This is a genomic window from Reichenbachiella ulvae, from assembly GCF_025833875.1.
GTDB lineage: Bacteria > Bacteroidota > Bacteroidia > Cytophagales > Cyclobacteriaceae > Reichenbachiella > Reichenbachiella ulvae.
This window is the reverse complement of record NZ_JAOYOD010000001.1, coordinates 2,236,531-2,259,951: the sequence shown is the minus strand read 5'-3', so window position 1 is coordinate 2,259,951 and position 23,421 is coordinate 2,236,531. Positions and strand designations below refer to the sequence as shown.

The 23,421-nt window shown below is 40.7% G+C and carries 23 protein-coding genes; 13 read left to right on the top strand and 10 right to left on the bottom strand.

Translation table 11 applies throughout. From position 1 onward, the window contains the following. Nucleotides 1–93: 93 nt before the first annotated feature. From N7U62_RS08870 to N7U62_RS08845, 6 genes are all read right to left on the bottom strand, one after another. Nucleotides 94–396, bottom strand: coding sequence for an SCP2 sterol-binding domain-containing protein (locus tag N7U62_RS08870; protein ID WP_264137608.1), 303 nt, complete (start codon nt 394–396; stop codon nt 94–96). After that, complete coding sequence (locus tag N7U62_RS08865; RefSeq protein ID WP_264137607.1) at nt 393–1,484, bottom strand: glutaminyl-peptide cyclotransferase; 1,092 nt, start codon at nt 1,482–1,484, stop codon at nt 393–395. The genes N7U62_RS08870 and N7U62_RS08865 overlap by 4 nt, the downstream gene beginning before the upstream one ends. A gap of 110 nt (nt 1,485–1,594) precedes the next feature. After that, nucleotides 1,595–2,848 carry a cation:proton antiporter gene (locus tag N7U62_RS08860; RefSeq protein ID WP_264137606.1) on the bottom strand — a complete coding sequence of 418 codons (1,254 nt, stop codon included), beginning with the start codon at nt 2,846–2,848 and terminating at the stop codon, nt 1,595–1,597. A 466-nt stretch (nt 2,849–3,314) separates the two neighbouring features. Next, nucleotides 3,315–3,740 carry a c-type cytochrome gene (locus tag N7U62_RS08855; RefSeq protein WP_264137605.1) on the bottom strand — a complete coding sequence of 142 codons (426 nt, stop codon included), beginning with the start codon at nt 3,738–3,740 and terminating at the stop codon, nt 3,315–3,317. Continuing rightward, complete coding sequence (locus tag N7U62_RS08850) at nt 3,715–4,404, bottom strand: SCO family protein (RefSeq protein ID WP_264137604.1); 690 nt, start codon at nt 4,402–4,404, stop codon at nt 3,715–3,717. Before N7U62_RS08850 ends, N7U62_RS08855 begins: the two co-directional genes overlap by 26 nt. Then, complete coding sequence (locus tag N7U62_RS08845) at nt 4,397–4,930, bottom strand: CopD family protein (RefSeq protein ID WP_264137603.1); 534 nt, start codon at nt 4,928–4,930, stop codon at nt 4,397–4,399. The genes N7U62_RS08850 and N7U62_RS08845 overlap by 8 nt, the downstream gene beginning before the upstream one ends. Before the next feature lie 129 nt (nt 4,931–5,059). On the opposite strand from N7U62_RS08845, the gene N7U62_RS08840 reads away from it, so the two are divergent. After that, nucleotides 5,060–5,749, top strand: coding sequence for a Crp/Fnr family transcriptional regulator (locus N7U62_RS08840; protein WP_264137602.1), 690 nt, complete (start codon nt 5,060–5,062; stop codon nt 5,747–5,749). A gap of 6 nt (nt 5,750–5,755) precedes the next feature. Here N7U62_RS08840 and topA read toward each other — a convergent pair whose 3' ends face one another. Continuing rightward, nucleotides 5,756–8,077 carry a type I DNA topoisomerase gene (gene topA, locus N7U62_RS08835; protein WP_264137601.1) on the bottom strand — a complete coding sequence of 774 codons (2,322 nt, stop codon included), beginning with the start codon at nt 8,075–8,077 and terminating at the stop codon, nt 5,756–5,758. 116 nt (nt 8,078–8,193) lie between these two features. On the opposite strand from topA, the gene N7U62_RS08830 reads away from it, so the two are divergent. From N7U62_RS08830 to N7U62_RS08820, 3 genes are read left to right on the top strand one after another with little or no spacing between them, the layout of a single operon-like run. Continuing rightward, a complete protein-coding gene (locus tag N7U62_RS08830; RefSeq protein ID WP_264137600.1) occupies nt 8,194–8,688 on the top strand; it encodes a SixA phosphatase family protein in 495 nt (164 codons plus the stop codon). Continuing rightward, nucleotides 8,689–9,714 (top strand): agmatinase family protein, encoded by a 1,026-nt coding sequence (locus N7U62_RS08825; RefSeq protein ID WP_264137599.1) that lies wholly within the window; start codon nt 8,689–8,691, stop codon nt 9,712–9,714. It abuts the gene before it with no gap. A 4-nt stretch (nt 9,715–9,718) separates the two neighbouring features. Beyond that, entirely contained in the window at nt 9,719–12,925 is a 3,207-nt protein-coding gene (locus N7U62_RS08820; protein ID WP_264137598.1) for a caspase family protein, read from the top strand. Here N7U62_RS08820 and N7U62_RS08815 read toward each other — a convergent pair. Then, nucleotides 12,922–13,719, bottom strand: coding sequence for an MBL fold metallo-hydrolase (locus N7U62_RS08815; RefSeq protein ID WP_264137597.1), 798 nt, complete (start codon nt 13,717–13,719; stop codon nt 12,922–12,924). The genes N7U62_RS08820 and N7U62_RS08815 overlap by 4 nt on opposite strands. 190 nt (nt 13,720–13,909) lie before the next feature. Here N7U62_RS08815 and N7U62_RS08810 point away from each other — a divergent pair, with 190 nt between their 5' ends. From N7U62_RS08810 to N7U62_RS08795, 4 genes are all read left to right on the top strand, one after another. Beyond that, complete coding sequence (locus tag N7U62_RS08810) at nt 13,910–14,152, top strand: hypothetical protein (RefSeq protein ID WP_264137596.1); 243 nt, start codon at nt 13,910–13,912, stop codon at nt 14,150–14,152. A 101-nt stretch (nt 14,153–14,253) separates the two neighbouring features. Continuing rightward, the gene (locus N7U62_RS08805) at nt 14,254–14,865 is read left to right on the top strand and encodes a peroxiredoxin family protein (protein ID WP_264137595.1); all 612 of its coding nucleotides are present in this window, start codon (nt 14,254–14,256) and stop codon (nt 14,863–14,865) included. 29 nt (nt 14,866–14,894) lie between these two features. Continuing rightward, a complete protein-coding gene (locus tag N7U62_RS08800; RefSeq protein WP_264137594.1) occupies nt 14,895–16,859 on the top strand; it encodes a methyl-accepting chemotaxis protein in 1,965 nt (654 codons plus the stop codon). Between the two features lie 97 nt (nt 16,860–16,956). Next, nucleotides 16,957–17,481 (top strand): ferritin, encoded by a 525-nt coding sequence (locus N7U62_RS08795; RefSeq protein ID WP_264137593.1) that lies wholly within the window; start codon nt 16,957–16,959, stop codon nt 17,479–17,481. 47 nt (nt 17,482–17,528) lie between these two features. Here N7U62_RS08795 and N7U62_RS08790 read toward each other — a convergent pair whose 3' ends face one another. Continuing rightward, nucleotides 17,529–17,990 (bottom strand): DinB family protein, encoded by a 462-nt coding sequence (locus N7U62_RS08790; RefSeq protein WP_264137592.1) that lies wholly within the window; start codon nt 17,988–17,990, stop codon nt 17,529–17,531. Between the two features lie 226 nt (nt 17,991–18,216). On the opposite strand from N7U62_RS08790, the gene N7U62_RS08785 reads away from it, so the two are divergent. The 5 genes from N7U62_RS08785 (at nt 18,217) to N7U62_RS08765 (ending at nt 21,177) form a co-directional block, all read left to right on the top strand. Then, nucleotides 18,217–18,762, top strand: coding sequence for a carboxymuconolactone decarboxylase family protein (locus tag N7U62_RS08785; protein WP_264137591.1), 546 nt, complete (start codon nt 18,217–18,219; stop codon nt 18,760–18,762). 68 nt (nt 18,763–18,830) lie between these two features. Beyond that, nucleotides 18,831–19,253 (top strand): nuclear transport factor 2 family protein, encoded by a 423-nt coding sequence (locus N7U62_RS08780; protein WP_264137590.1) that lies wholly within the window; start codon nt 18,831–18,833, stop codon nt 19,251–19,253. A 6-nt stretch (nt 19,254–19,259) separates the two neighbouring features. Next, a complete protein-coding gene (locus N7U62_RS08775) occupies nt 19,260–20,141 on the top strand; it encodes a helix-turn-helix domain-containing protein (RefSeq protein WP_264137589.1) in 882 nt (293 codons plus the stop codon). Between the two features lie 19 nt (nt 20,142–20,160). Then, entirely contained in the window at nt 20,161–20,451 is a 291-nt protein-coding gene (locus N7U62_RS08770) for a hypothetical protein (RefSeq protein WP_264137588.1), read from the top strand. Between the two features lie 114 nt (nt 20,452–20,565). After that, nucleotides 20,566–21,177, top strand: coding sequence for an MCP four helix bundle domain-containing protein (locus tag N7U62_RS08765; RefSeq protein WP_264137587.1), 612 nt, complete (start codon nt 20,566–20,568; stop codon nt 21,175–21,177). A 67-nt stretch (nt 21,178–21,244) separates the two neighbouring features. Here N7U62_RS08765 and N7U62_RS08760 read toward each other — a convergent pair whose 3' ends face one another. Next, nucleotides 21,245–23,317 (bottom strand): M3 family metallopeptidase, encoded by a 2,073-nt coding sequence (locus N7U62_RS08760; protein WP_264137586.1) that lies wholly within the window; start codon nt 23,315–23,317, stop codon nt 21,245–21,247. Nucleotides 23,318–23,421 lie beyond the last annotated feature (104 nt).

Sequence of the window (23,421 nt, the reverse complement as noted above, 5' to 3'; positions counted from 1 at the left end):
AAACTAACAAATGTTAGTATTAAATGAAATTTAATTTTATTCAAATGGACCTATGTTGTTTAATAACTGTTAAGAGGGTGCGTAAAGGCAGTTTTAGAATAAGTTTGATAGCTTAGTAGCTATTCCCATGTCTCCTTCTACTTTTATTTTGCCCATCATAAAGGCTCCCATGGCATTCATTTCACCATTCATTAGTTTGTTGAAATTGCTCAAGCTGAGTTTAACCGTGCAATCTGCATATTCATCCTCATTGCTAACTTGAGTAGGGCTACTACTGTCATCCAGTAGTATTACTCCTTCATCAAACTTGAATTTGATTTTCTTGCCAATGCTTCCACCTTTTTTTTCTGCTAATGCAACTACTTTTTGGGTTGTTTCTTCCAGGTTCATGCTCATATTGGGTTGTTTTGTTGATTAATGATGGAAATTTCGAACAGCGAAGGCCACCATTTACCTGTGACGAAATAGGTATTACTATTTTCATTATAAGCTATACCGTTGAGTACATCCACTCGTTGATTGTAGCCTCTTCTATCAAAAATTCCTGCTAAATTAAGAATTCCTTCGACTTCTCCCGAATTTGGATCAATGATATAAATATTGTCCGTCTGATATCTGTTAGCAAATATCTTTCCGTGGATGTATTCTAGTTCATTCAAATAATCAACTGGCCCATTATGGTCATATACTTCTAACACCTTCAAGTCGGCAAACCCTAAAGGGTCTTTAAAAAAAAGTTGATGCGAACCATCACTCATGACCAAGGTGTCCGAATTGATAGAGGTGAGTCCCCAGCCCTCTGTTGGATATTGAAATTCTCCCAGTTTTTCTAAACTGTTTTTATTGAATATCATGCCTTGTCTACTTTCCCATGTCAGCATATAAAGGCTATCTCCCTTGATTGCAATTCCTTCTCCAAAGTACTGTGTGTCAATGTCTTTTTTCTTTACTGTACTGCCAGATTTCAAGTCCACAATTCTAAGGCTGGAAGCTCCTTTTTGACCTGTGCTTTCATAGAGCGTATTGCCATCAAATAACAAGCCTTGGGTATAGGCATCTGGATCGTGAGGATAGGTGGAAATCAGTCGGTAGGTCAGCTTTTCGGGTTCTTGAGAGGATCTGAAATTGAGATTGACAATTCTTCTTTCTCTAGATCCATTGTTCAGGTATATGGATGACACAAAAGAATGCTGTCCGACTTGAAAGTTTTTTGAATCCCAGGAAAATCTTAAGCTGTCTTTCATAGAAACAATTTGTTTCCCATTAACCTCTATGGAAATCGAGTCAATCTTGATTTCTGAATTCTTCGAAGAAAAACTGAAAGAAATGAGATCGCCCAACTGGTATCTGCTGTTGTTTTTTGGGCTAGTGATGGAGCTGTATTGCTCCTTTCTTACGACTTCCTTTTTATCTTTTCTTGACTCTTCTCCGCAGGCCACTAGTAAAGACAGGATTAGAATAACTAATACTTGGGGACACTTCATGATTTTGGAATTTGCAGCTGCAATAATAATAGAGGTTTCAAGAAAAGTCTGCTCAAGTCAGTAAAATCCAATAATAAAAAAGCCCGAGGATCTCTCGGGCTAACAAATCTTTAAGTTCGGGTAGGGAAGGTGGTTCGCATTAAATAAGGAACTGTGAGCCCTTGATATAAGACCGAACAGACCACTACTGTATAAGTCATTGTGATGATTATTTCTTTTCCTTCGAATTCGGGAAGTGATAGGGAGAGTGCAATAGGGATTCCTCCTCTCAGTCCACCCCAGGCCAATACATTGATAGAGTTGGCTTCCATCTTTCTGAAAGTACTCATAGCAGATATCGGAATACCAACACTGATGTATCGAGCGATCAAGACGATAATGAATGCGAATAATCCAGCAGCGAAGTAGTCAAAACGCAATGGGATAATCAACATTTCTAATCCGATCAATACAAAAAGCATCGCATTGAGTGTTTCCTCTATGAGGTACCAAAATTTGAAAACATAGTCTCCAGCCGCACTGGATACGTGTCCGCTTTTGCCTTCGTTACCAATAACCAGTCCCATGATAACTACAGCTTGCTTTGCAGAAACATGAGTGAATTCTGCTAACTGCGTACCGGCCATCACTAAGGCCAATGTCATTAAAACTTCTACTTCGACCTCATCATTGTCGATGTATTTCAGGATTCTATAACCTAAATATCCAAGGAATAGACCAATCACAATACCGCCGACAATATCTGTCCCAAATACCCATAGAATGTCAACCATACCTATGTAGTGATCTTCGGTAGAATGTGCCAAGTCCAATAATGTAAGCGCAAGAACTACTGCGATTCCATCGTTGAAAAGGGATTCTCCTGCAATTCTGGTCTCGAGGTTTTTGGATAGGCTGTATTTTCTGATCGTAGAAGTAACGGCAATTGGATCTGTAGGAGAGATCAGTGCACCAAAAACCAAACAGTACATGATGTCTAACTCTAAACCAATCCAGTCTAATAAATAGTGAACCCCTACACCTACTATGGCAGTTGAGATCAGTACACCTGCGAGGGCAAGGATGAGAACTGGTGTTCGTTCCTCTGCTAATTTTTTGAAGTCAATTTGAAGGGCACCTGCAAATAGCATGAAACTCAATACCAGCTGATAGAGAACTTCATGGTAATCATAATCCTTCAAAATCCGTTCGGTTCCTAATTTGAACTCAGGAATGAGAAGATTCAATACCAGCATAGCTACGGATAGCCCCAATGCCAATATCATAAGCCCAACCGATGATGGAAGTTTGAGGTAATAAGTGTTGATGTAGATAAAAATGCCCGCCAAACAGATGAAGAGGGCCAAAATATCTAGAATTTGCATAATGTTGTGATCAGAATTTTATGTTTGTTGGCGGTTAAAATTCTTCTATTTACAATATTAATACAATTCAGTACATATAATATACGTACTAAGTTAAAATAATGCAAATTTTTCAGTAATTCATACAGAAAGGTCTTTGAAAATACTGTTTTGTTCAGGTTAGGGTTGGTAGGTCTCCAGTTTATTTATCTGGCATCAACTCTATGGTTCTTCTGAAGAAGAGACTTATATCTGTAGTAAGCGATTGTTGTAATAACGAACGAGAATACGAAAAATACGGTGAACATGGTTTTGTTATTTTAGTTTACAATCAATTTTGAGAGTCTTTCTCTCTTTGTTCTTGAAGTAAATCTAGAAACGTTACTAACCATTGCTAAATTAATTCGATCAAGCCGGTGAGGATGTAGATCAATCGATTAATGCCCTGAATGAAGGTATCAACTGGTTCTAATTATGGATGGATGCCTTAATTACAGCTATTAAGGCTTTTTTGAATGGTCGAAATCTCTACAATGCTGTCCTTTTTTGCCCAGTTTGACTGGATATAGGTCATGATTTCGGCTATCTCCAAAGAGGTAAGCCTTGCATTCGCAGGCATTTCACGGTCATAGTTTTTTCCATTGACGGAAATTGGGCCTTTCAATCCATTTTTGATTCCGCAAATAATCAATGCTTGATTACCCAGGATGAAGGAAGAGTCTATCGGCGGTATGAGTAATCCCAATCCACTACCGTCAGACTGATGACAGTTCAGACAGTGTAGTTCATACAGCTCCTTTCCATGAATTTGATATTGTTTTAATTTGATTGCCTCTTGATTAGTGGATTGGCAAGCAAATAGAACTGCAAGAGATAGGAGGATTAGCTTACTTGTTATTGCCGTATTCTTCATCCAAGAGTTTTCTAATGTCAATGATTAACTGGTCTACTTGCTCCTTCATAGTGCCGTCATAAACTCCACGTATATGACGTTCGGTGTCTACTAGTAAAAAAGCCCCGCTATGAATATATCCTCCCGGAGCATCCTTGTCTGCGCCAGCTGTGACCATGTAGCTTTTTTCGCCTAATTGATATATTTCATCTTTATCCCCTGTAAGGAAATGCCATTTACTACTTTCGACTCCTAGTGCTTCGCTGAATTCTCTTAGTACTGCTACTGAGTCGTGTGCTGGGTCTATGGTATGAGAAAGGATTTTGACATGGTCATTTTCCGAGAAAGCATCGTAAACTCTCAGCATTTGTTTTTTCATGAGAGGGCAAATGGTAGGGCAGGAGGTGAAAAAGAAGTCTGCGACATAGATCTTGCCTGCAAGAGAATCATTATTGATCCAAACGCTGTCTTGATTGAGAAATGAGAAATCTGCTACTTGATGAGCAATGGTGTCAACCTTTAATTCTCCATTCACCTTTGAAGTCACAATTTCAGGTCTTCCTAAAATCGGTAATTTTCCTGATTTAGTTGTGATTTGTCCTTCTTGCGGAATGGTACAAGCAGAAAAACTAACTATGAAAAGGGTTGAAATGATTAAATATTGAAACTTGAATCCTTTATGCATCCTTTCTAAGGTTTTTATATAGTTTAATTCCTAACATCAGTATGGCGCTGAGTGCAATCAGCCCAACAATTCCCCAAATCCAATTCAGTGTGCTTTTTAGTACTACCACAAAAACAATGGCGAATAAAAACAATGTGGCTACTTCATTCCAGATTCTGTATTGTTTGGAGGTGTACTTGAAAATACCAGCTTCCATTTGCCTATGCAGATATCCGCATATAAAGTGGTACGCGTACAGTCCTGCGAGTAATAAAAGTTTGATGTGAAACCAAGGGTGGCTCCAATAATTCATTAAAAATGCCAACCAAAGACCAAGTATTAGCGTAATAACTGCAGACGGCCATGTAATAATGTACCAAAGTCTGGATTGCATTATCAGCAGTTGTTTGAGTAAGATGGATTTTTCAGGCTCGGTTTTTGCATTAGATTCAGTAGAATAAATGAAAAGCCTGACCATATAAAAGAGTCCAGCGAACCAGGTAACTACGAAGATAATGTGAGCGGCTTTGAGATATGGATATAACATGCTGTCGAAATCTTTGGCAAATATAGAGGTGAAGTGAGAGTTCTCATACCAATGAGGGGGTCAAATATTCATTAAATCGGGAATTCATTTGTATTGAAATTTGTTAAAGGAAAGTAACCCAGTAAAATTATGATTATCGAGAATAACAGAAACACAAGCAATGATCTGTTGACAGGTTTTAAAAATCCAGCAGATATGGTGACAGAGGACGCTCTATCGAATGTACCTTCGATCACCAAAGAATATTCAAAGGACGAGTTGATTTATGAAAACGGTCACGTCTCTGATAAGATTTATCTTATAGAAGAGGGGAGCGTTAAAATTGCTAAGTCCGAAAAAGGTGGGAAGGAAGTGGTAAAATCTATTTTAAATCCTGGGAACGTGTTTGGTGAAAAGGCGCTTTCTGGAGAATCTCATCGAACTGAATATGCACAAGTCGTAACCGCTGATACCAGAGTGAAGGTATTTATGGTGGAAGATGTATTGATAGCTTCCAGGCAAAATGCTCAACTCAATCAGAAGGTGATTGATATATTGGCTAAAAAACTTGAAAGTTTAGAGAAGAGATTGGAGTCAATTACTTCAAAGGATTCTAGAACTAGAGTTGTGGATTTTTTAAGAGATTTAGCTTTAGAAAATGGTCAGAAAGTAGGTTTCGAAACCTTAATCAAGAACAATTTCACGCATAAGGATATAGCTAGTTTGACTGGTACATCCAGACAAACTGTAACTACGACCTTGAATCACTTGAAAGAGCAAAATATTATCAACTTTGATAGAAGAAGGATTCTAATCAGAGACATGGATTTATTGGTGTAAGGAAGATTATTTTTTCTTCCTTGCCCCTTTTTTCTTTTCTGGGGCTTTTTTCTCCAATTCCACACAATCTTCATATGTCAATTCCTTTGGATCTACATCCTTAGGAATTTTGACATTTTTCTTTCCAAACTTGATATATGGACCCCATCGTCCATTAAGAACCTGAACATCAGGGTTTTCATCAAAGGCCTTGATGAATTTTTCTGCATCTGCCTTTCTCTTGGCTAAAATTAGGTCTATTGATTCTTCTGCAGTGATTTGAAGCGGATCCATTTCTTTTGGAATCGACACGAATTTGCCATCATGTCTAATGTATGGACCAAATCTACCTATGGCAGCAGTCATCACTTTATCTTCAAATTCGCCTACCTGACGGGGCAGTTTGAACAATTCCAATGCATCTTCCAGTGTGATACTTTCTAGGAATTGGCCTTTCTTAAGGCTGGCATATTTTGGCTTTTCTGCTCCCTCTTCGTCACTGACGTCTCCCATCTGTACCATAGCGCCGAATCGTCCTAATCTGGCATAGATAGGAAGTCCTGTTTTCGGGTCATTACCCAGTTCTCTGGTACTACCTACCTCTGAGCGTTCGATCTTTTCGGTGGTTTCTACCTTTTTGTGGAAGTCACCATAGAAAGACTCGATCATCCCATTCCAGGTCTTGGTACCATGCGAGATCTCGTCAAACTCTTTTTCTACTTTAGCTGTAAAGGAGTAGTCAATCACATTAGGGAAGTGGTCAACCAGAAAGTCATTCACAACCATCGCGGTATTAGTAGGGAACAGCTTGTTCTTTTCCGCTCCGGTGATTTCCGTGTTTTCTGTATTTTCTACTTTTCCACCTTTCAGGATTATCTCCTTGTATTTTCTTTCGTGACCATCTCTGGCCTCTTTTACTACATAGTTTCTTTTCTGAATTGTAGAAATTGTAGGTGCATAGGTAGAGGGTCTACCAATACCCATTTCTTCTAGTTTCTTAACTAGGCTGGCTTCCGTATATCTAGCTGGGTGGCGAGTGAATCCTTCTTTGGCTTTCAATTCTAGTAGCTCCAGCTCCTGGCCGATAGAAAGTGGAGGAAGCATAGTAGATTTTTGTTCTGTCTCCCCATTGTCATCGTCGTTGGATTCCACATATACTTTAAGGAAACCTTCGAATTTAATGACTTCACCGGATGCTTTTAGAGATTCTGGTCTTGTCGAAACGGAAATGGTGGCAACTGTTTTTTCGATTTGAGCATCGGACATTTGTGACGCGATGGCCCTTTTCCAAATCAGTTCGTATAGTCTGCGTTCACTCTCATCCGAACCTGCTGTTTGCAGGGCAAAATTGGTGGGACGAATTGCTTCGTGAGCCTCTTGAGCTGATGAACTTTTGGTCTTATATTTTCTTGGGTTGGAATAGCTATCTCCATAGCTCGACTTAATTTCTTCTTTAGCGGCAGTCATGGCCTCTTCAGACAGATTCAGTGAGTCTGTTCTCATATAGGAGATCTTACCACTTTCATATAGCTTTTGGGCCACACTCATGGTTCTTGCTACTGAGAATCCTAGTTTTCTACTGGCCTCTTGCTGAAGGGTAGAAGTAGTAAATGGGGGCGCTGGTGATTTTTTTCCTGGTTTTTTCTCCAGGTTTTCAATCTTATATTCAGCAGCTACACAGTCTTGAACGAACTGTTGAGCTTCCTCTTCAGTTTTGAATTTGCTCGGTAATTCAGCGACCAGGGTCTTTCCTTCACCCAAATCAAACTGAGCAGTTACTTTGAAAGAGGAGACTGCTTCGAATTTGTCGATTTCTCTTTCTCTCTCTACAACGAGTCGAACGGCTACAGACTGTACTCTACCTGCTGAGAGCCCTGTTTTGATTTTCTTCCATAAGATAGGAGAGAGTTCAAATCCAACCAGTCTATCCAATACACGTCTTGCCTGCTGTGCGTGAACTAAATCAATGTCAATTCCTCTTGGGTTTTGAATGGCCTGAGTGATTGCGTTTTTAGTGATTTCCCTGAAAACTATCCTTTTGGTATTGTCGTCTTTTAGCTTGAGGGCCTCTTTTAAGTGCCACGAAATCGCTTCTCCTTCACGGTCATCATCACTCGCGAGGTAGATCGTATCGGCAGACTTACTTAGTTTTTTGAGTTCCCTGATGACATCTTTCTTGTCTTTGGATACTTCGTAGGTTGGTATAAAGCCGTTTTCTACATCTATGGCATTGTTGCCTTTCTGTAGATCTCTAACATGACCGTAGCTAGAAGTAACCTTATAATCCTTTCCTAAATATCCCTCAATCGTTTTTGCCTTCGCAGGTGACTCTACTATAACTAGGTTCATTTGCCGAAAATGGTTTGACGTGAAAGCGCCAAAGTTCATCAAAAAAAATTGATTTAAGCAAATACAAAAAATAGATTTCTCAATAAATTACCCCCCTTAAGACATCTGTTAACGATATGGCGAAGGACCTTTTTTTGATCAGACATGCGGAAGCGGACGCTGATAATTTTGATATCAAAGACATAGAAAGACCCCTGACTCCTGATGGAGAAATCATGGCTTCTAAGGTGGGTAGATACTTCAAAAATTCATCGGTCCAACCGCAAGCCATTATTGCGAGTCCAGCTATGCGTACGCGTCAGACGAGTGGTTTTTTGGTAGAACAGATAGATTTTGATCCTAAGAAAATTCAGATCAATGAGGACCTATATGAGGCCTCTACTCGAATACTCCTAAAGGCCATCAATGAACTGCCCAATAGTATGGACAAAGTGATCATCGTGGCGCACAATCCTGCGGTGAGTTATTTGTCCGAATATCTGACGGGAGAAATAATTGGAAATGTTTCTCCAGCAGGCATTGTTCACCTCAAATATGAAGGGGATTGGGCCGAATTTTCTCAGAATAATGTAGAATTGGTACATTATACTACACCGAAAGAAATAGATTAAATGTCAAAAGAAATAGCGGATTACAACCCAAGTGCCCCTGGGCAAAAGGGAAGCTTGTTTGGTTTGCCGCATACTCGTGAGGATGCGGAAGTAGTGATATACCCTGTTACATGGGAGGCGACTGTTTCATATAATAGTGGGACAGCTTTTGGCCCAACGGCTATTTTGGAAGCCTCTGCACAGTTGGATCTGGAATTGCCTAATCAGGAGTCTCCCTGGAAAAGAGGTATATGGATGAGCACCCTCAATGGCAAGACCAAAGCCAAGAGTGATTTGTTAAGATCTCAGATTAAGCCATATATAGATTCTCTAGAAGGAGGTAAGGAGTTTGAAGGAGCTGATGAGCTACTTGAAAAAGCCAATAAGGCAACCGAATCACTAAGATTGAGGATTTTTGAAGAGACTTTGGATTATATCAAGGAAGGTAAGAAAGTCGGGCTATTGGGAGGGGATCATAGTTGTCCATTGGGATTTATTGATGCTTTATCTACTCAGTATGCAGATTTTGGAATCTTGCAGATAGATGCACATATGGACTTGCGTGAGGCTTATGAGGGATTTACTCATTCGCATGCCTCAATCATGTACAATGCCTTGAAGAATCCACAAGTAAGTAAGTTGGTGCAGGTTGGTATTCGCGATTATTGCGACGAAGAACTTGATTATGTCAATGAGCAAGGAGGCAGGGTTTCTGTTTTTTACGATGAAGAAGTGAAAAACCAACTTTTTGCTGGAGAAAGTTGGAAGTCGATTGTTCAGGCGATAATTGGTCAATTACCTCAGCAAGTATACATCAGTTTTGATATTGATGGCCTACAGCCTTTTTTGTGTCCAGGAACCGGAACGCCCGTACCTGGAGGACTCAATTTTGATCAAGCGATTTATTTATTGACTGCAGTTAAGGAGTCAGGACGAGAGATTATTGGCTTTGATCTATGTGAAGTGGCTCCCCTGGCCAATGATCGGGAGTGGAATGCCAATGTTGGCGCTCGCTTATTGTACCGCCTCTGTGGCTTAATCGGATAGAAAAATGATGAAACATGCTTTTATATTGGGGTTCCTATTTTTGATAGGCTACTCTTCCTTTGCTCAAGATTTAGAGTTAAGAACAGTTGTCCAGCGCGGACATGAGGCTCCAATATTGGAAGCAGTGTTTAGTCAGAGTGGAAAATATGTGGCCACTGCGAGCAAAGATCATACGGTCATAATCTGGGAAGCTCGATCCGGACGGCAGCTTAGAACTTTATATGGACACAATGCACCCGTCAATGCGGTTGATTTTCATCCAAAGGAGAATGTGTTGGTTAGTGCGGGAGATGATAAGCAGGTCATTGTTTGGGATCTCATGTCAGGATCAAAACTAGTTGAGCATTCCTGGAGCCAATGGGTCAGCTCCATTGCATTTAGTCCCTCGGGTGATCAATTGTTGATCGGTGGAGGGAAATATGAAGTAGAGTTGCTTGATTGGCAGAAGAAGGAAACCCTTAGAAAATTCAAAGTAAATAAAACCCAATATGGTGTAGAGGTGGGGTTTGATTCTTCAGGAGCCATTCTCACAGGAAATGATGATGGGAAGTTGATCGTCTATGGATCAAATGAAGATACGCCTCTCGATACATTGCGAAACATCAGAGCAAGTAGTTGTGGGGGCTGTCCCTTGCGATTTGATATGGATGGAAAACTGATGGCTTCTGTAGCCAGGAGTGGGCCGGTTACTCTCTGGAATTGGGATACAAAAGAAGTTAATCGAGAGTTTGGAGAGGCTGACAATGATTATGAAAAAGTGGCTGTTGGTGGTCCTTTTGTTTTTGCAGAGGATGAAAAACGAGTGACTCAATGGAGGCAATCTGGAGAAGAATTAAGGGTGTTTGCAGAAAACAAGGAAGGGTTGACTGGAATCAAATTGAGCCCCAATGATAGTGTGCTGATGACATTTGGGAATGATCGCGTAGCACGATTGTGGGATGTGTATTCGGGACAGTTGATCACAGAGCTGAGTGGTTATCTCAACCGGGAGAACGATCGGGGCTTGTCTTTCGGACGCAATTCTTATTGGCATTCTAATTTCAATAAATATTTATCCATCCGAAATAGGGTCAAATTGAGTCCTGATGGAAAAACAGTAGTGAGAGGACACCACAACAGTGAAGCCTATCTATGGGATACTAATTCTGGAAGAGTGAAACTGGAGCTGAAAGGACATGACAAGATGGTGGTCGATTATGTGTTCACGAAAGACTCCAGATTTGTATACACGGCTGGAGGAGATAGAGTGATTCGCCTATGGGATGTGCAGACGGGAGAGGAGCTGAGGCGATTTGAAGGTCACAGAGACCTTGTCTTCAATCTTGCTTTGAGTGAAGATGGTCATTCATTGGCGTCTGGTAGCTGGGATGGCTCAGCGATACTATGGGATACCGGAACGGGCGAAATTCTGAATCAATATCGATTCCCTAATAACTCACCTTACACGATGGCCTTCGCTTATCATGATCAGTATTTGCTGATTGGTACTTTGGACAAGAAGTTGCAATTGATAGAATTAGATTCAGGCGAACCCTTCATAAGTTACATCGGTCATACAGATGTGATCACTGATCTGGAAATTCGCGGAGAAGAAATTATCAGCTCTAGTCTTGATGGGATGATCAAAAAATGGGAACTGAAGACGGGTTTTCAATCTATGAAATTCAAGGGGCATACTGGTGCAGTGTATGATGTGTGCTATGATACGCATGGACTATATATGGCTTCAGGAGGATTGGATAAGGTCGTGCGTGTGTGGGACTTGAATACGGGTAAGGAACTAAAGCAATTGGAAGGGCATACTGGTGCGGTGACGGGCGTGCAATTCATCAATGACGATCGAGTTTTGGTGAGTAGCAGTCTGGACGGTACGACTCGATATTGGGACATGGAAAGCGGGATGGAGATAGTGTCGCATGTCTTTTTGGGCAGTAGAGACTGGTTGACAAAGTCCGCAAGAGGCTACTTTGATGCCACTGAGGCCGCTCGAGAAAATATTTTCTTCGTCAAGGGACTCAAGAGTTATTCCCTAGATCAGTTTTTCGAGGAGTTTTATCGGCCTGATATCATGAAGAAGTCTTTGGAGTTAGGGGCTGATATTCACTTTGATTCAGATCTGAAGCAAAAGTTATTGGATTTTCCTCCACCGTCTGTAGAGATTGTGTCACCCACGGGAGGAGAAAAGACAGATAAGGCTGAAATAGATGTAGTGGTAAAATTGACCAATCGTGGAGGTGGAATCGATGAGTTGAGACTTTTGCACAATGGAAAACGCGTACTGGGGCAGGATCGATCCTTGCCTGAAGAGTACAAGAATAAAAAGGCGATTTATAAACATGTGCCATTGACATTAGTGCCTGGGAGGAATGAGATAGCAGTGTCGGCCTTTAGCGAGGCACGAATAGAATCTGATATTATGACTCGTGAGATTACCTATGAAGGTACTGCGTCCAGTATTACTTGTCATGTCGTGGCTATAGGGATCAATACCTATAAAAATCCCATTCTAAATCTTAATTATGCAAAAGATGATGCTGAAGGCTTTGGAGAATTGATAAAGAAAAAAGGAAAGGATCTCTACGATGAAATAGCCTTCTATCCTCTGTATGATGAGGATGCTTCAAAAGAAAACATTCTGAAAGTACTGGATGAGGTTGCCGCGAAAGCTAAGTCCGAGGATGTATTAATTGTGTACTATGCCGGTCATGGCAGTACGGTCGAAGGGGATTTCTATTTTATTCCAACTGAGAATGTCAGATTGTATGATGCCAAGAAATTGAAGGCCAATGCAATATATGCAGGAGAGGTGCAGCAGAAATTGGCCAAGATTCCAGCTTTGAAGCAAATGGTCGTCATAGATGCTTGTCAGTCGGGTAGTTCGACGCAACTTTTGGCCTCTAGAGGAGCGCAGGAAGAAAAAGCCTTGGCTCAGCTATCCAGGAGTACAGGTGTTCATATTTTAGCGGCTTCCGGTAGCGAACAATTTGCCTCAGAATTTAAAGAACTTGGACATGGTTTGTTTACTTATGTGCTGTTGGAAGCGCTAAATGGAGGAGCAGACGGTGCTCCAAAAGATGGGAAAGTGACTATCTATGAATTGAAGTCTTATCTAGATGATCAGGTGCCCAGTTATTCTATCAAATTCAAAGGAAAACCTCAATTTCCTGTTACTTACTCTCAGGGGCAAGACTTTCCAATAGTGGTAGATTAAAACGAAATCTTCTGTCCTGGTTCGCTGAATACGGTGGCTTTAGGGAAGAAGCTGTTGATTTTTTCCAGTGTTTTTTCGTTGTCCTTATTGGGCAAATGCATGCCTGCTACTTTTTTGGCTTCTATATGTTTGTCAACGATTTCTGCTCCAAACAAATTGGTTAAAAACCAAAAAGGAACGATCGCCAAATCTATGTCTTCATAAATGAGTCTTAGATCATCAAAATAATCCACGTCCATTTGCGTGTCAGCCACATGTAGGATCTTTTTGTCTCCAATGGTGATCAAAAACATCTGGTTCTGAACTTTGGTAAAAGCTTTGCCCGCATGAAGCGTATAGGCGCTTTTTATTCCAATATCTTCTGTGTCGTTGATTTGCCAACCCTTAGTCCAGCGAGTGACGGCAATACGGTTTGCAATCGAATCATACAAATCTGTATTCAATTTCATGCTGTCGATAGCTTGCAAAGTAGCCACCATTTTAGCCTTTTTATTATTGAACATGAACCTTGCGAAACTTGGAGCATCAAAGTGATCAGGGTGTGCATGGGTGATCAAGGCAAGCTCTACATTTTTATATTCACCTCTACCAGCGATGATATCATCCATCACATCATAGTCGGGAGAATCAAAGCGTCCTGAGATGTCGTCAAATAGACCATCAATGATGATTTTTTTACCTTGATATTCAATCAGCATTCCTTCATTTCCTAAATAGGTCACAGTCTGTGAAAGAGCGGAATCAATTGAAAGAACCCAAAGTATTATGAACAGGATGGATTTTGAATAGCGCATTGTGCTAAGATATCTGGTATTTTCAATACAAATAAAGCCAAGTTTTTGTATTTTTTTATTTGTAACCAATCTAAATAAAAACTAGATTTGCTCCCGTATGCATCTAATACATCAAACAGTCAACGGGAAAATCTCTCAATCTGATAGCGAGAATTGCTATTATTTAACCTTTCATGAAAGGTCTTACAAGATGAATGTATGCTCATTTATTGCTTTTAAGACCAAATTGGATGCGTTTAATGTTGAGGAAATGCTGTTGTCGGATTTTGATGCTCATGATCTGGAGATCCTACCACTTTGCAACAAAGAACACTTTTTGCTGCTAAATCTGAATGAAATTATTGAAATGAAAGATCTTATTCAGGGTGCACTTGTGATGCTAGAGCTCAATAGTATCGTACATCATCGGATTCGTCGAGCAACTTTGATATAAAATCCACGTTATTTAAATCCAGTCGGTCCCCACGCCTCGTATATCTCTACCAACACGGTCAAACAGTTTGATTTGTTTGATTGAAGAATAGCAGAAATACAATGAGAAAAAGAAAAAGCCTAAAGCACCTGCTGCAATTGGGCGTAATGAACATTTTACTTGGAGGTATACTCTATATTTTTTGGATAGAGGATTTTCAATATCTCATGCCCAATAAAGAAGTTAATGCTTCTGAATGGGTCGCCCCAGAAATGTTATCTCAATGGGAGATTGAGTTGAATCGACCAGCCTATTTTCATTTTTACGATCCCAACTGCAAGTTTTCAAAAGTTAATCTAAAGCATCTTCAAGGGGTGTTTGAGCCCTTTCAAGGTAAAGTTGATTTTTTTCTGATTCTATTGGATGAAGATAAAAACACAATACAAAGTCAACGACTCCTACAAGAATTGTCTCATGACCTATCTGCTCGGATCATATATGATCCTAATGCTGAGTTTTCTCAGCTTTTGGGTGTGAATGCATTCCCAAATGCCTTGATACTAGATACAGACGGAAGACGCTACTTTCAAGGAAACTACACCCAGGGCATGAGCTTCTGTGGAAGCGACAATATTGACCAATCTGCCCCTTTAATTGCATTGGAATTTCAGTGCAAGAATAATCCCCCACCACTATTCCCAAGAATAAATGGCTATCAATGCGCCATCAATTAAAAATGCAGCACATATAAATAACCTAGAAAATGAGAGAAGAATTAGAAGAGGAGTTTGAAGCAATTAACAACAAGGCAGAATCGCTAAGTGTTTACATGATCGTATCACTTTTTCTATTTGGAGTGATACTTTCCTTTCACTATGATACCTGGACCTTAGGTTTAGGCTTAGGGGGATTAAGTCTTTTACTGTTTTTTGTGACCCGATTTTTTTATGGAGGTACGATACTTTATAGAATGGTGATCAGTGGAATCATGGCGTTTTATATGCTACAATACACTGCTCAAATGCATGGTCTTTTGGAGATGCATTTTTGGTTTTTCATATTACCTATGTTGTTGATCTTTTTCAGAGATTGGCGGTTGTATTTGCCTCTAGGCTTGATTGTATCCATACACCATTTCAGTGTATTCTTTTTGTATCTCAATGGACATGAAGAGTATCTCAATTATTTATTCGAAAATGGTCATGTATCTGTAATTGCATTTGTCTATCACATGATATTGGCAGTGTTGGGTATCGTGGTAAGTATGTGGATGTCCAACAGTCTGAGACAGGAAAGTGTGCAGAGAATTACTGCAAGTATCAGTGCAAATAAGCAATTAGGAGAAATTGACTTGATGTCACGTCAGGTGAATAAAATCGCGGCAGAGATCACGCAAACTGATGATGAGGAGAATGAAACCAAAAGTGCCAGTCAGATTTTGGCTCAGGTGTCGCAGGATTTGACAGGGGCCATTCATGGTCTGATCAATGAAACCAAAGAAGTGGTGGTGAAAGCTGGTATGGAAGGGGACCTGAATGCTAAAATGAGTATCCATGGTAAACGAGGCAACTGGCTGATGATGGCCGAATCGATCAACTCTCTATTGCAATCGGTATCTATTCCTATTGTCAGAGTGGGGGCTATCGCACGAAAAATGGCCGAGGGAGATTTGACCTTGCGCTACGACGAAGGAGCGGAAGGGGATATCAAAGAGTTTTCGGACAAGTTGAATGATGGGTTGGACAAATTGAATGAGTTGTTGTCTCAGGTGTTTGAAGAAATCCAGATGCTCAAATTTCAGGCAGGTCATATGATGAGATCGGGTAAAGAGATGAAAGGTTCTATCAACGAGATCGTAGGGGCGATTACTGAAATGAATAGCGGTACGTCTAAGCAATTGGATAGAATTGAAAGTCTTTCTGACCTCTTGGATCAAGCCAGAACTACTTCTAATGGCTTGCAAGGAAAGACTACTACTGTCATGGAGTCGGTCAGAGCTGGAAATGACCTCAGCGAAGATGGTAAAAAAGTGGCGAATGAGGTGGTTCAGGACATGGAGCGCATAGCCAACTACTCTAAGGAGACGAACCAATCGATACAGGTACTGGAGGAGCGATCTACTGAGATATCCCGGGTGCTTGGTATCATTACTGATATTTCTTCTCAGACCAACCTGCTGGCATTGAATGCAGCTATAGAGGCCGCACAGGCTGGGGATGCTGGTAGAGGCTTTGCTGTGGTGGCCGAAGAAATAAGAAAGTTGGCAGAAGGCTCTCGAAAGTCAGCTCAGGAAATCGAAACCCTGGTCAACGATGTACGAAGGGATACAGATCATGCCTCTAAAGTGATAGTAGAAATGGACAAAAGTGTGCAGAATGGCGTGAATTCAACTAAAAAGGCTGAAGCCGCCTTCCATCAGATTTCAGAGAGTTCTACTGCTTCGCTGGAAATGTCCGAAGAGATTCAAAAGGATTTTACTACTCAGTTGCAGCGAATGAATCGTGCGGTAGAAGATGTAGAATCGATCGTGGTGATCTCTCAGGAGACTGCTGCAGGTACTGAGCAAGTCAATAGTTCGGCTACCGAATTGTCCAATGGGATGAATAGCTACATCGAAACTACAGAGCAACTCAATCAGATGGCGACCGAATTGCATCAAAATATTGCAAAGTTTAAGCTGACTCAAAGAGCCAAAGAAGCCTATGAGCCGACTTTGAAACTGGCATAAGGCAAATTAGACTAGTTCTAAATATGACTCAAATGGAACCTATTTGGATGAAAATAGTTTCATTTGTTATAGTACATGCACTCAAAACCATAGAAAGATGAAGGATTTATTAAGACAAAGGGTTGTCGTTCAGGACAGCATCATGAAAAAATTGAATGCTCAGGTGAAACTGGAAGCTCAGTCATCTGCGGCTTACTTGGCCATGGCAGCATGGTGTGATCAAAATTCATTTGACAACTGTGCCAGCTTCTTCTATGAGCAAAGCAATGAAGAAAGAGAACACATGTTGAAGTTGTTTCACTACATCAGCGACATGGGTGGCATTGCTACTTCACCTACTATTTCTGAAGTTCAAAGTGATTTTTCTTCTTTGAAAGAAGTATTTGAAATTGCCTTGGAAAGTGAAATCAATGTAACAGAATCGATCAATCAGATCGTAGCTGATTGCAGAAAGGCGAATGATTTTGCTACTGAGAACTTCATGCAGTGGTATGTGAAAGAGCAGGTAGAAGAAGAGTTCGTGATAAGAAGAATTTTGGAATACTTCGAAATGTTAGGAGAGGATCCAAAATCATTGTTAATGATTGACGAAAGAGTAAAGTCGGTAACCTACGGGGAATAAGACTGAACTAATGATAAAATAGAAAAGGAGCTCTTGAGCTCCTTTTTTTATGCCTTAACCAGTCGCTTTAGCATCTTGATTTGTCCATAGTGCATGGCTTCATGCACGTTGTTGAACGCGATGGCATCTTCTACACTGTTGAGTGCAAACCTATAGCTGGTTTCATAGGAGTCGAAATTGTTGAAGACTCCTTTCTTAAAATCTTCGGATAACTCTTCAGGGAAATTTATTAAGTGGTCTTTTACCCAGTGGATCAGTTCTGTTGAAACTTCTTTGCTGGGTTGTGACCCTTTTCTGAAGCTTTCGATATAGTTGGTTTCTAATCTAAGAGGTAGACCGCTGCGTCCATAGATGAGTAAATGTGGAGTAACTACAACATGTGCTGCATTCCAGATGATATGGTTGTTGAAGCCTTCGGGGATTTGAAATAGTTGTTGCTCGCTACAATCTTCTAATTCTTTTAAGATATTATTTCGAGTACTTTTCAACAGGTCGATTTGTTCTTGCATGTTTGATATTTAAATATGTCTAGTTGACTAATGTATATTATTACGGATTAAGTGAGGGTTATGATTTACTAAATTGAAGTAAACCGAATATCATTTTTTGCTATTCATATCAAAAGCCTGTGGGAAAAATCGTCCATCCATTGGTGGGAAATATCCATTTTAAAGGCTGTGCCAGCGATGCACTTTTGTATTGTCAATAATGACAAGTACCAAAAACAAAAGTAAAATGGACACAGTAAACAATACAATCATTAATGTACCGACCAGAGAAGAGGTATCCGAAAAGAACCAGGCCATCTTCGATAACCTGAAAAAGGCCCTGGGTTTTGTTCCCAATCTATATGCGACTATTGCACACTCAGACCATGGGTTGGAGCGATACCTCAATTATCAGAATGCCAAGACCTCTTTGACTAACAAAGAGAAAGAGGTGATCAATCTGACAGTAAGCCAGGTAAATGGATGTGTGTATTGTCAGAGTGCACATTCGGTTATTGGTAAGATGAATGGATTTAGTGATGGGCAAATTTTGGACATCCGCAGAGGCAAAAGCGATGATGCGAAGCTGGATGCACTTGTGAAATTGACTGTTGATATCACTGAGAACAAGGGGCGAATCCAAGATGAGCATCTGGAAGAGTTCTTTGGTCAGGGTTACACCAAAGAGAATCTGATCGATCTCATTTTGCAAATCAGTGACAAGGTAGCGATGAATTATCTGCATAACCTGAGTCAGGTTTTTGTGGACTTTCCATTGGCGCCAGCACTTTAATCAACAGCGAAAGGAGAGGCGACATAGGGACTCTCCTTTCATCTATTTCTAGATAAAAAATTCATCAAATGGAACAAATAGAGAAGAGATTTCCTCTGCCCCCTTTTACAATAGAGACGGCTCGACAAAAGGTTCAAATGGCAGAAGACGCATGGAATAGTAAGAATCCCCAAAAAGTCTCTATGGCTTATACCTTGGATTCTGAGTGGCGCAATCGAACAGACTTTATTCAGGGTAGAGAAGAAATAATTGATTTTTTGACATCCAAATGGGGAAAAGAGCGTTCGTACCAATTGAAAAAGGAGCTATGGGGTTTTAGAGAAAACCGAATAGCGGTGACCTTCGAATATGAATACCATGATACCGAAGGACAATGGTTCAGGGCATATGGTAATGAAATGTGGGAGTTCGATGAGAATGGACTGATGAGAAAGCGCTATGCGAGTATCAATGACCTGCCAATAGAGGAACATGAAAGAAAATTGAAATAATAAGAGATGACGTCTGAGCCGAACCAAACCTTGGTAAATCCCCAAACGGGACATTTAGCTTTCAAAATTTATTCCATCGAAGGAAACAATCCTTTTGATCATCTTCAGCGCCTGAATTATTTTTCGCTGATTTGGATTCAGGAGGGTAGTGGAACTGCGAAAGTAGATTTTGCTTCTTATTCGATTGAGAAAGACACCTTGTTTTCATTGTCGCCCTATCAGCCATTCATGTTGGATGCAGAGGGTGGCATTAAGGCTTTGGTGATCCACTTTCATCCAGACTTTTTTTGTATTCACAAACATCAAAAGGAGGTAGCATGTGATGGAGTCTTGTTCAACAACATCTACAGTCCGCCCATGGTGCAGATCGATGAATCGGCTAAGGGGAATCTACAGATGATAATTGGGCAGATGAAGGAGGAAGTGCAAAACCAGGCATTGGCTCAGTATGAGTTGCTGGTGTCTTATCTGAAGATTTTTTTGATAACTGCCTCGCGCCTAAAGACAGAGCAATCAGATGAGGAGATGTCGGAGGTAGAAGGGGAGCAGCCATTTGTCCTCCAGAAACTGAAAGATTATATCAACGAGCATTACAAAACCAAGCATTCGGCTGGTGAGTATGCGGATATGCTCGCGATGAGTCCAAAGGCTCTGGCCAAATTGACAAAGACACACTTCAATAAGACCTTAAGTGATATGATTGCAGAGCGCATTGTTATTGAGGCTAAAAGAGAGCTATACTTAACCGACAAGACAGTGAAGGAGATTGCCTACGAATTGGGCTATGATGATGAATATTACTTCAGCCGTTTCTTTAAGAAGAAGGCAGAGGTGTCTCCTCAACTCTATCGAGAGACTCTAGGCTCTGCAAAAGCCAAAATGAACTAGCCCCTAAAGAAATTGAAAAATGAACGATAAGGAAAAACAAGAAATAATAGATAATAGCTGGGATATTCATAGCCAAGTAGAAAGCGCTTATCTGAATCATCCTGCTGGTGCAGGTGATGATGGGTGGTTGGAGAAGCAGCGCTTACTGATGGCTGATATGGCACTTCATCTGCTCCAGACTTCTTTGAAGCCTGGAGAAATTCGATTGGATAAGTTACGTAACAACCTACATGCAATCCTGACCATCGGGGATCCTTTCTTGCCCAAGGCTGAATTGAAGCAGGCCACGGAGAAGCTTTATTTGGACTAGCCTCATCTGATTTTTTTTATGTCGTATTTATCGAGTCTCTGCTTTAATAATATAGAGGTGTGGGGATTTTCATGTATTTTAGTTTGAGTCAGATCATGATAAATACAATTGTATATGAGTCTATTTAGTAAGTTCAAATGGGTTTTTAGTATTCTGTTGATTTTTGCTATTGTACTTGCCACCAACCTTGTGGATAAGGGCAACTTTGATAAGTTGAAATACTCGATTGAGACCATTTACAAAGATCGATTGGTAGCCAAGGGCTTGATTTTTGAATTGTCTTATTTGATTCAAGAGAAACAAATCGCTTTGTTAAAGTCGGATTCTCTTTTTTATCAACAACAGCGATTGGGTGTGAATGATGAGATCAAAGAGCTAATTGCAAAATTTGAGAAAACTGAACTCACCATTGATGAGTTTGAGATGTTTGAGGATTTCAGGGAGAATGTAAAAGAGGAATTGGAGCTGGAAAAACAGTTCATCGATTCTGGATTTGAGAATCGCGAACAATTATTAGATCAGATTTATCTCCTGCATGACAACCTCCATGAACTCTCCAAAATACAATTGAGTGAAGGCAAAAGGCAAATGTCTATGAGCCAAAAGACCATGGATACGATTGAACTATTTACTCAGATGGAAATCATATTCCTGATTGTCATTGCCATCATTGCACAGGTTATCGTCCTTTACAAGTCTTCGGCAAAACCTAATAAGTTAGAATAAAAATGAAGGTCTAACCGAAACTCCGATTAAACCTTCATCAATTCATTACATATCAAGAAGTAGCGCTTTATTCCAACCCCAGGCTTTTGATATAAGCCTGATTGTTGGATGGTCTACCGAGGAATTCTTCTACTGCCTCTTCGATATCCCTTTGATTGCCATTGGCGAGAATCAGTTTCCTGTATCGGATTCCAGTTTCAGTATCCCGAAGACCGTTTTTCTCAAACTCTGTGAACATGTCCTGTGCATATACCTCTGACCATAGATAGCCATACATATATACTGGGTGGGTGTTGATATGGATCCAGCTGGCTTGTGGATGGGTGCCTTCAATATGACGATCCATCACGCCCATTTCCTCATCTATATCCTTCCACAATTGATCGGTGTCCATGGGTGAATTGGGATCGAAACGATCATATAGATTCATGTCGTATTTGCAGTATCGGATGCTACGCTGTGCGCTTAACCCGGAGGATAGGTTTTTGGCTCTTTGTTTATTATCGAATAGCTTTTTTGGAAATACTTCACCTGTTTCGTAGTGGCGCGCAAATGAACTCAAAATGTCATAGTCCTCTATCCAGTTTTCGAATATCTGAGACATAGACTCTACGAAATCTGCTTTAGGATTATCCAGCGACCCATATTCTCCTTCATAAGCCATGCTATTGACTATATGACCAAATTCGTGGTACAAGGTGTTCATCTCGCTGAAAGTGAGCAATGAAGGAAGCTTGTCAGTAGGTTTGGTGAAATTGCCTAGTAGCATGGCCACAGGTACCTCATAGCCTTCAGGAGTTTGGTTGCCTGATATCAGAGGTACGCAGTAAAACCACGTCTCCTTGTTGGGTCTGGGGAATAGATCCAAATAGAATTGGCCTTTCAGGCTGTCGTTTTCAAATACCTCGTATATACTCACATCCTCGTGCCAGACAGAGGCATTCTCCACTTTCCTGAATTCGAGACCGAGTAGTTCCTGATAGAGTTCTAACATGCCCTTCAAGCTTGGATCAAGTGAAAAGTATTCACGCATTTTTTCGTGATCCACTTTGTATTCCGATTTCAGCAATTGATTGTGATAGTAGGACAGGTCCCATGGCTGAATAGGGCTGTCATCCCCGGGGGTATTTTGTTTAGAGTTTCTGTAGGTTTTCAGTACCTCCAGGTCTTGTACTGCTTTGGCCTTGGTTTCATCTGCCAGATCATTGATGAATGTCCACACGTTTTCTGGCGTTTTGGCCATTTTAGGTTTCAAACTATAAGTCGCATAGGATTCGGCTCCCATGAGCTGCGCCAGCTGGTGCCTTTTGCTAATCAAGGAGTCAAGAATCACCAGATTCTTGTCAGCCGCTATATTTGCTTTTTTGATCGCATAAGCTTTCCTTACCTCGCTCAGATCTGCATTGCCCATGATGCTGCTCGTGTTGGCATTGTTGACAGGGACGACATAGTTGCCACTGTCTGTTCTGAATTTTTCGATGAACATTTCGGGCAGACCAGCGATTTGATTTTCTTTCAGGATAATCACCTCATCCGCACTATTCATGTGGGTGGAATATTGAGTAGTGAGTTCGCTGATTTCAGCCGATAGCGTTTTGTATCGTGCCAGCTCCTGATCATTCAGTTTGACTCCAGATTGTTCGAATCTATTTATTACTTGATCCATTAGCCTAAATCTCGGTCCCTCGATGGCTTTTCCTTCTTCAGATTCTGCAAAGGATTGGAATTGATTGAAAAGCTCTTTGTCCGAGTATATTTCGGTTCTCAATGAATCTATTTTTAGATCTCCTGCGGACCCTTTGGCTCGGGTCAATGAATCAGTCGAAACCCAAAACATCATATGTGCAATGCTGGAGGTTTTGCCGAGCAAAGTAGAAATTTTATCAAAAGCGGCAAAGGTGTTTTCAAAGCTCAGCGGATCGGCTGATTTGATGTTTTCGATTCCTCGAATGGCTTGATCCATGGAAACAGCCACATATTCTTCTACATCATCTGCTGACACATCAGCATAGGCAATGGGTTCGTTGAGTGCTACATTGAATGGGTTGTCAGTGGACATTTCCAGCGCTGGCTTTTGCGTTTCGGTCGTGCAGCTTGCGCATATGGATATTACAAGGCAAAGGGATAATAATGTTCTCATTTTGTTGGATTTTGGGTTAATCTCAGCTGGTACTGAGGGAAGCTGCTAGTAAAAGTCAGCTTAGTTTTGAAGAGGAGAAAGTTAGTCGAAATGAAGCAATAAGA

Coding starts and splice junctions, on each gene's coding strand:
- N7U62_RS08760 (WP_264137586.1), bottom strand. CDS start 23,317: ATGAGAACATTATTATCCCTTTGCCTTGTAATATCCATATGCGCAAGC.
- N7U62_RS08770 (WP_264137588.1), top strand. CDS start 20,161: ATGAACGATAAGGAAAAACAAGAAATAATAGATAATAGCTGGGATATT.
- N7U62_RS08860 (WP_264137606.1), bottom strand. CDS start 2,848: ATGCAAATTCTAGATATTTTGGCCCTCTTCATCTGTTTGGCGGGCATT.
- N7U62_RS08785 (WP_264137591.1), top strand. CDS start 18,217: ATGGACACAGTAAACAATACAATCATTAATGTACCGACCAGAGAAGAG.
- topA (WP_264137601.1), bottom strand. CDS start 8,077: ATGAACCTAGTTATAGTAGAGTCACCTGCGAAGGCAAAAACGATTGAG.
- N7U62_RS08865 (WP_264137607.1), bottom strand. CDS start 1,484: ATGAAGTGTCCCCAAGTATTAGTTATTCTAATCCTGTCTTTACTAGTG.
- N7U62_RS08810 (WP_264137596.1), top strand. CDS start 13,910: ATGAATGTATGCTCATTTATTGCTTTTAAGACCAAATTGGATGCGTTT.
- N7U62_RS08825 (WP_264137599.1), top strand. CDS start 8,689: ATGTCAAAAGAAATAGCGGATTACAACCCAAGTGCCCCTGGGCAAAAG.
- N7U62_RS08800 (WP_264137594.1), top strand. CDS start 14,895: ATGAGAGAAGAATTAGAAGAGGAGTTTGAAGCAATTAACAACAAGGCA.
- N7U62_RS08795 (WP_264137593.1), top strand. CDS start 16,957: ATGAAGGATTTATTAAGACAAAGGGTTGTCGTTCAGGACAGCATCATG.
- N7U62_RS08850 (WP_264137604.1), bottom strand. CDS start 4,404: ATGCATAAAGGATTCAAGTTTCAATATTTAATCATTTCAACCCTTTTC.
- N7U62_RS08845 (WP_264137603.1), bottom strand. CDS start 4,930: ATGTTATATCCATATCTCAAAGCCGCTCACATTATCTTCGTAGTTACC.
- N7U62_RS08775 (WP_264137589.1), top strand. CDS start 19,260: ATGACGTCTGAGCCGAACCAAACCTTGGTAAATCCCCAAACGGGACAT.
- N7U62_RS08820 (WP_264137598.1), top strand. CDS start 9,719: ATGATGAAACATGCTTTTATATTGGGGTTCCTATTTTTGATAGGCTAC.
- N7U62_RS08805 (WP_264137595.1), top strand. CDS start 14,254: ATGAGAAAAAGAAAAAGCCTAAAGCACCTGCTGCAATTGGGCGTAATG.
- N7U62_RS08855 (WP_264137605.1), bottom strand. CDS start 3,740: ATGAAGAATACGGCAATAACAAGTAAGCTAATCCTCCTATCTCTTGCA.
- N7U62_RS08870 (WP_264137608.1), bottom strand. CDS start 396: ATGAGCATGAACCTGGAAGAAACAACCCAAAAAGTAGTTGCATTAGCA.
- N7U62_RS08840 (WP_264137602.1), top strand. CDS start 5,060: ATGATTATCGAGAATAACAGAAACACAAGCAATGATCTGTTGACAGGT.
- N7U62_RS08830 (WP_264137600.1), top strand. CDS start 8,194: ATGGCGAAGGACCTTTTTTTGATCAGACATGCGGAAGCGGACGCTGAT.
- N7U62_RS08790 (WP_264137592.1), bottom strand. CDS start 17,990: ATGCAAGAACAAATCGACCTGTTGAAAAGTACTCGAAATAATATCTTA.
- N7U62_RS08765 (WP_264137587.1), top strand. CDS start 20,566: ATGAGTCTATTTAGTAAGTTCAAATGGGTTTTTAGTATTCTGTTGATT.
- N7U62_RS08780 (WP_264137590.1), top strand. CDS start 18,831: ATGGAACAAATAGAGAAGAGATTTCCTCTGCCCCCTTTTACAATAGAG.
- N7U62_RS08815 (WP_264137597.1), bottom strand. CDS start 13,719: ATGCGCTATTCAAAATCCATCCTGTTCATAATACTTTGGGTTCTTTCA.